This window comes from Gordonia jacobaea, assembly GCF_001186365.1.
GTDB lineage: Bacteria > Actinomycetota > Actinomycetes > Mycobacteriales > Mycobacteriaceae > Gordonia > Gordonia jacobaea.
Genome location: NZ_LDTZ01000035.1, coordinates 1 through 4,844, shown reverse-complemented (window position 1 = coordinate 4,844; position 4,844 = coordinate 1). Strand labels below are relative to the sequence as shown.

Here is a 4,844-nt window from a genome sequence, read left to right as displayed (position 1 = left end):
GCCACGAGCGCAGCATAGGTGATGGCTTGTAGGTGAATTCGAGCGTCATTTCCTCGCTTGAGCTCGACGACAACGAGTTGGCCAGACTTGTCTAACGCGAGGACATCGAGACGTTCCCGTCCTAAGTCCCCCTCGCTCGAGGACCACTTAGAGTACTGTCGCGCGACAATCATCACACCTTCGCCGAGGACTACTGGGTTCTCTACCACCCACTGCTCGAGGTGGGTGGTTTCAAGGAACCCGGAAGCTGCGAAAGATCCGCTGGTGAGCGGCTTCGCTGCCGGCCCATCGACGGCCAGGATGTTGATGTCTGTCACACCGTCATGCTAGACCCGTTGACGAATTGGGAGCCCCGTTTGCATCTGTCGCGGACATCGCCCGTTCAGCGATCTGGCGGATGCCAAATCGCTAACCCGCTGCAGCACCGCGCCATTTCACGTCATCGACGACCGGGGGCTGCTAGTCGGGTGACGGACTGAGGTTGGTGTATGTCGTGGGGTCAGCCCATCGCAGGGTGCTGGGGTCGACGATGTAGTGTTTGCGATCCTCGCCGATGACCAGGTGCCGGGTGCCTGATTCCCACGCTCCGTCGACGTGGTGGGGATGGTATCGCCCCACTACGAGGCGGCCAGGTTGCTGACGACGCGCGGGCGGGAAGTCGCCGAGTGGGTAGTCGCTCAACCGGGCTCGAACGCGGTCTCCACCGCCGGCGCCTTCAGCGACGGGATAGGCAGTGTCGTCGTCGGTCCATTCGTAACCGCATGCAGCGCAGCGGTACTCCAGAGTGTGCCCGGTGATGACGCAGCCGGCGAGCGCGACGCCGGGCCCCGGAGGGCCCGCAGGCATACCCCAGATCACTTCCAGGGTGCGTTCGGCTGAACAAGACGGGCATAACGGCCGCCGCGCGCAGATGAGGTCAGGCAGGCTGGTGGGCAGCGGTCGGTGCAGCTGGCCGTGGCAGTCGGAACACACTGTAACCGGGGCGCCGTCGGCAAATGCGGGGTCCTCGTCGTCCCCGACGTCGCGGTGATGGGATTCGGCGGGCACGGCTGAGGTGAAGTGTCGGCCGCAGCCGAGACAGTCGGTCGGGCCGAACGGCGTGGGGGGTGATTTGTCGGTTGGCTGCCATCGGCACCAGGACTCGTCGACGTCGCGCCATGGGGTGGGGTTAACCTCTTCGGCCTCGATAGCGGCGAGCAAACGCCGGCCGAGGTTGTCGTCGGTAATCGTCGCCGGCGCCTCCGGCAACGTGTCGCCTAGCCGTTTTTCGATAGCCCGCAGCGACAGTCCCGCGTCGAAGGGGCCCCATTCCGAGTCGGGTGGGGCGTTGAGACCATCGTCGTCGTCACCCCTGGACAGGGTGTCGATCTTGATGATCGCTGGGCTGGGGGCGTCGACCACGTACACCATGATGTCGCCGGCGGCGTACGTTGGTGGCGTCCGCCAGACGAGGTCGCCGATATCGGGGTCGTCGTCATCGCCAGGGAAAAACCAATCCACGGCTTGCTGCCACGGCTGTAGTAGACATAACTGGACGCGTGCACTTGTGCCGTCGGCGTTGGGAGTTCCCTTTTGAGCTACGACTCTGCCCATTCGGCGAATTCCTTCCACGAGATGGGAATGACCGACCGCTTCTGTCCGTGTTTGGGTCGCCACTGGAGATTGCCCTCGGAAACGTAGAGGGTACCGAGGGTTTTTCCATCGATCGCAACGTCAAACTCGAAATCGATGCCGGCGACGCGCACTCTGCTGGTGCTAAATCGTACGTCGTGGTCCGCCACGAAAATTCCTCCCCAGAAGAGACGCTGTCTAGTGTCGATCCTCTCGCGAACGTAGTGAACGACCATGACTCTGGCAAGGATCTGCTAACCACCGATGGCACCTCGCCCGGTATAGGCCTGGCCCGCCACCTGGGCTGTGCTCCTGTGAACGACCAGCATCGAGATACTCAACTTCAGCAGCGAATCCTGGTTGAGGGATCAAACTTCGCATGCGCATGCGCATCGCAACGATCGAAGACGCCGCCGATGCGTCACGGAGCTTCGATTCCAGCAAACGCCACTCGTTGCGAGACCCTACTTTCTGCCGCGCTGGTATTGCCAAATGGCGTGGTCAAGATCAGTGGGCGACATGCCTATGTCCGCCGCGGCGGCCGTCACGATCTCAAATGCGAACTGCGGTGTGACACTGCGGCGGGCAAGCCCTAACGAGTCCGCAACGAAACGACAGATCATCCGATCCGGTTTCACGCCCGGTATCCCGGCCAGCATCTGCAGGTAATGCCAGGTAATTCCGCTGCGCTGCCCCGTCACAACGCACCACTCATCCCGGATCTGTGCCAGCTGCGTCTCGTCGTTGGCCGTCTCTCGGAGATCCTCTGCGGAGGCGATCCGCGCGCCGTCGAGCACGCGGGCCGCATCTCGGATCGCCTGCGACTTGAGGACCCCGCTGCGGGTGGAGGTGCGGTTGTTGTTGCCGATCTTCTGCGCCCAGCCACCCGGGTCACCGAGCTCGTCGAAGGTGGCAAGCAGCTCAGGGACACCGTCTGTGTCCGGGTCATCGCCATGAGCACGCCGATACGACCTGTAGCGGGCCACCACGTTCTCGACGCTGGAGTAGCTGACGCCGGTCGACTGCACCGAGTCGATCACGCACAGCGCTAATCCGTCGGGGTAGCCCGACGGCGCCTGCAACCCGCGAAACGGTGCGCAGGCAGTGACGAGGATGCGTCGTTGTTCGGTCGTATACGCCATGGCAGCGACGGTACCGGTGACAGGATTCGTGACCGAACGTCTCTGAACCGTCGCCGGCGCTATGTGCTGAGATCGGACGTTCCATTTCCAGTCGGGGAACTCGATTTCGAGCTGGGTGATCCGTTTGGGTGAGAGTCGGTGTTGTCGGTACTCGGTGCGGCGTTTGGCCGCCCAGGCGCCGATGGGGAATCCGTCAATCGTGGCGTGGCGGGGTGGCGAGCTGGTGCCGTGCGTGGCGACGTAGCGGTGCAGGTGGTCCAGGCCGACGTGGAACGGTGCTCGGGCCCTGAGGGTCCACTGCCAGTCGGGGAACTCGGCTTCGAGCTGGTGGGCGTGTCCAGGTGGCATTTGTCCGGACCGGTATTCGGCGCGACGGGTGGCGACCCAGGTACCGATCGGGAATCCGTCGATGACGTCCCGCTGGCGTGGGCTGCTGGTGCCGTGCACGGCCCGATACCGATGTAGATGGGCGATACCCTCATCGTATCGGCTGGTCACAGTCCTAGTGTGCCTGTTGCCGCCGGGCGGTCGACCACCCACCCGGCGTTCTCACTACGACCATCGAGGGGTTCGCGGCGGGCAATCCCGCTGGTGTCTAGCTGTCACACGGGATGGGATCTATACTGGGATCTGAGGTGATCACCATGACAGCAGCGCATCCCCGGCCGGATTTGGCCGCCTACGCCGAAGCGGCCCGTATGTCGCAGCCCGAACTCGTGGCTGCGTTGCGCGATCTGCTCGGCGCGAAGCTCGTGGCCTACCTGGGTCGGGTGAGCGAGACCCGGGCGGTGCGGCAGTGGGCTGAGGGCACCCGCACCATCGCCAACCCCGAGGACGTCGAACGGCTCCGGATCGCCTACCGCGCCGCCCGCCTGATCACCGAACGTGACACCCCCGCCGTCGCACAAGCCTGGTTCCAGGGCCTCAACCCGGTCCTCGACGACCGGGCGCCGGCGTTGCTGCTGCGCGACGGCGACCTCGCCGACGTCGGCCCCCAGGTACTCAACGCTGCCCGCCAGTTCGCCGCGGTGGGATGAACCAACCCCGCACGTCGACGATCGGCACCCTGCACGGCCCGATCACCACCAGCATCCGGGCCGCCACGCCCATCTATCGGGTCGGGTACGCACCCAGTCCGTGGGAGTGGACGCCGTGGGAGTACGCCACCGACGGCCGCTTCGCCGGCCGGTGGGACGACCCTGACGGGGTGTGGCGCACCCTGTACTGCGCCGACACTCCCCTGGCCTGCTACCTCGAAGTCCTCGCCTTCGCCCGACCCAGCCCGCAACTGATCGCCGAGCTCGACGACATCGTCGTCGACGACGAAGACGAGCAGGACCATCCCACGCTGCCGCCCGGGCGCGTCCCGCGATCGTGGTGTGAGGCAAGGATGCTCGGCCACGCCACCCTGACCGGACGGTTTGCGGTGCCCGCTGCTCCGGACAGCCTCGCCACCCTGCGAACGGTGTTTCGTCCGCTCGCGATCCGCTACGGGCTCGATGACCTCGACACCGCCGCGTTACGGGACGGGCGACCCCGCGGTCTCACCCAGGCCATCTCCCGCTGGCTCTACGCCCTCACCGACCACGGACAGGCAGCGGTCGACGGGATCGAGTTCGACTCTCGCCACGGCGACCAGCTGCGCATGTGGGCGCTCTACGAACGCGCGGCCGACCCCGACATCAGCCCCCACATCGACGTGGTCGACCACTGCCCCATCGACGCCGCGGATCCACAATTGGCCCGCGCCCTGACCCTCCTCGGACTCGAGTGGACCCCCGCATAGACCGACCTGAAACAGGCTGTCCCGCAACGTCGAACGAGCATGAGGCTGGCTCGACCAGCCGTAGTAATGCCTACGACCGTCTCTTCGACACCGGGATCGCCCACCTGCACCGCTACGCCGCCATGCATGGTTCCAGCTCACCTCCCCGCGGCGCGACGATCGACGGGTTCGCGATCGGTCAGTGGGTCGTCAACCGCCGTGCCGAGTACCGGCGGGGCCATCTGTCGGCCAAGCGGATCCACACCAAGACCGGCGAGCCATGCGCCGACCCATTCATGTGCCACCACGGCCACACCAGCGCACGC

Annotated in this window: 6 protein-coding genes and 1 pseudogene; 3 read left to right on the top strand and 4 right to left on the bottom strand. The window is 65.4% G+C overall.

What is annotated here, in order from left to right:
* The 4 genes and pseudogenes from ABW18_RS22100 to ABW18_RS23320 all read right to left on the bottom strand — a co-directional run.
* Positions 1-317, bottom strand: a pseudogene (locus ABW18_RS22100) (DNA-binding protein); the annotation flags it as partial.
* Between the two features lie 142 nt (positions 318-459).
* On the bottom strand, positions 460-1,500 hold the full coding sequence (locus tag ABW18_RS22095; protein WP_235434497.1) for a hypothetical protein: 1,041 nt from the start codon (positions 1,498-1,500) through the stop codon (positions 460-462).
* 77 nt (positions 1,501-1,577) lie between these two features.
* Complete coding sequence (locus tag ABW18_RS22090) at positions 1,578-1,781, bottom strand: hypothetical protein (RefSeq protein WP_040519553.1); 204 nt, start codon at positions 1,779-1,781, stop codon at positions 1,578-1,580.
* A 294-nt stretch (positions 1,782-2,075) separates the two neighbouring features.
* A complete protein-coding gene (locus ABW18_RS23320; protein ID WP_235434496.1) occupies positions 2,076-3,251 on the bottom strand; it encodes a helicase associated domain-containing protein in 1,176 nt (391 codons plus the stop codon).
* A 146-nt stretch (positions 3,252-3,397) separates the two neighbouring features.
* On the opposite strand from ABW18_RS23320, the gene ABW18_RS22075 reads away from it, so the two are divergent.
* From ABW18_RS22075 to ABW18_RS23390, 3 genes are all read left to right on the top strand, one after another.
* The gene (locus ABW18_RS22075) at positions 3,398-3,790 is read left to right on the top strand and encodes a hypothetical protein (RefSeq protein WP_005180243.1); all 393 of its coding nucleotides are present in this window, start codon (positions 3,398-3,400) and stop codon (positions 3,788-3,790) included.
* The gene (locus tag ABW18_RS22070; protein ID WP_005180242.1) at positions 3,787-4,539 is read left to right on the top strand and encodes an RES domain-containing protein; all 753 of its coding nucleotides are present in this window, start codon (positions 3,787-3,789) and stop codon (positions 4,537-4,539) included. Before ABW18_RS22075 ends, ABW18_RS22070 begins: the two co-directional genes overlap by 4 nt.
* The coding region (locus tag ABW18_RS23390) for a helicase associated domain-containing protein (RefSeq protein WP_005180240.1) at positions 4,524-4,844 on the top strand (321 nt) is incomplete at its 3' end. The genes ABW18_RS22070 and ABW18_RS23390, both read left to right, overlap by 16 nt.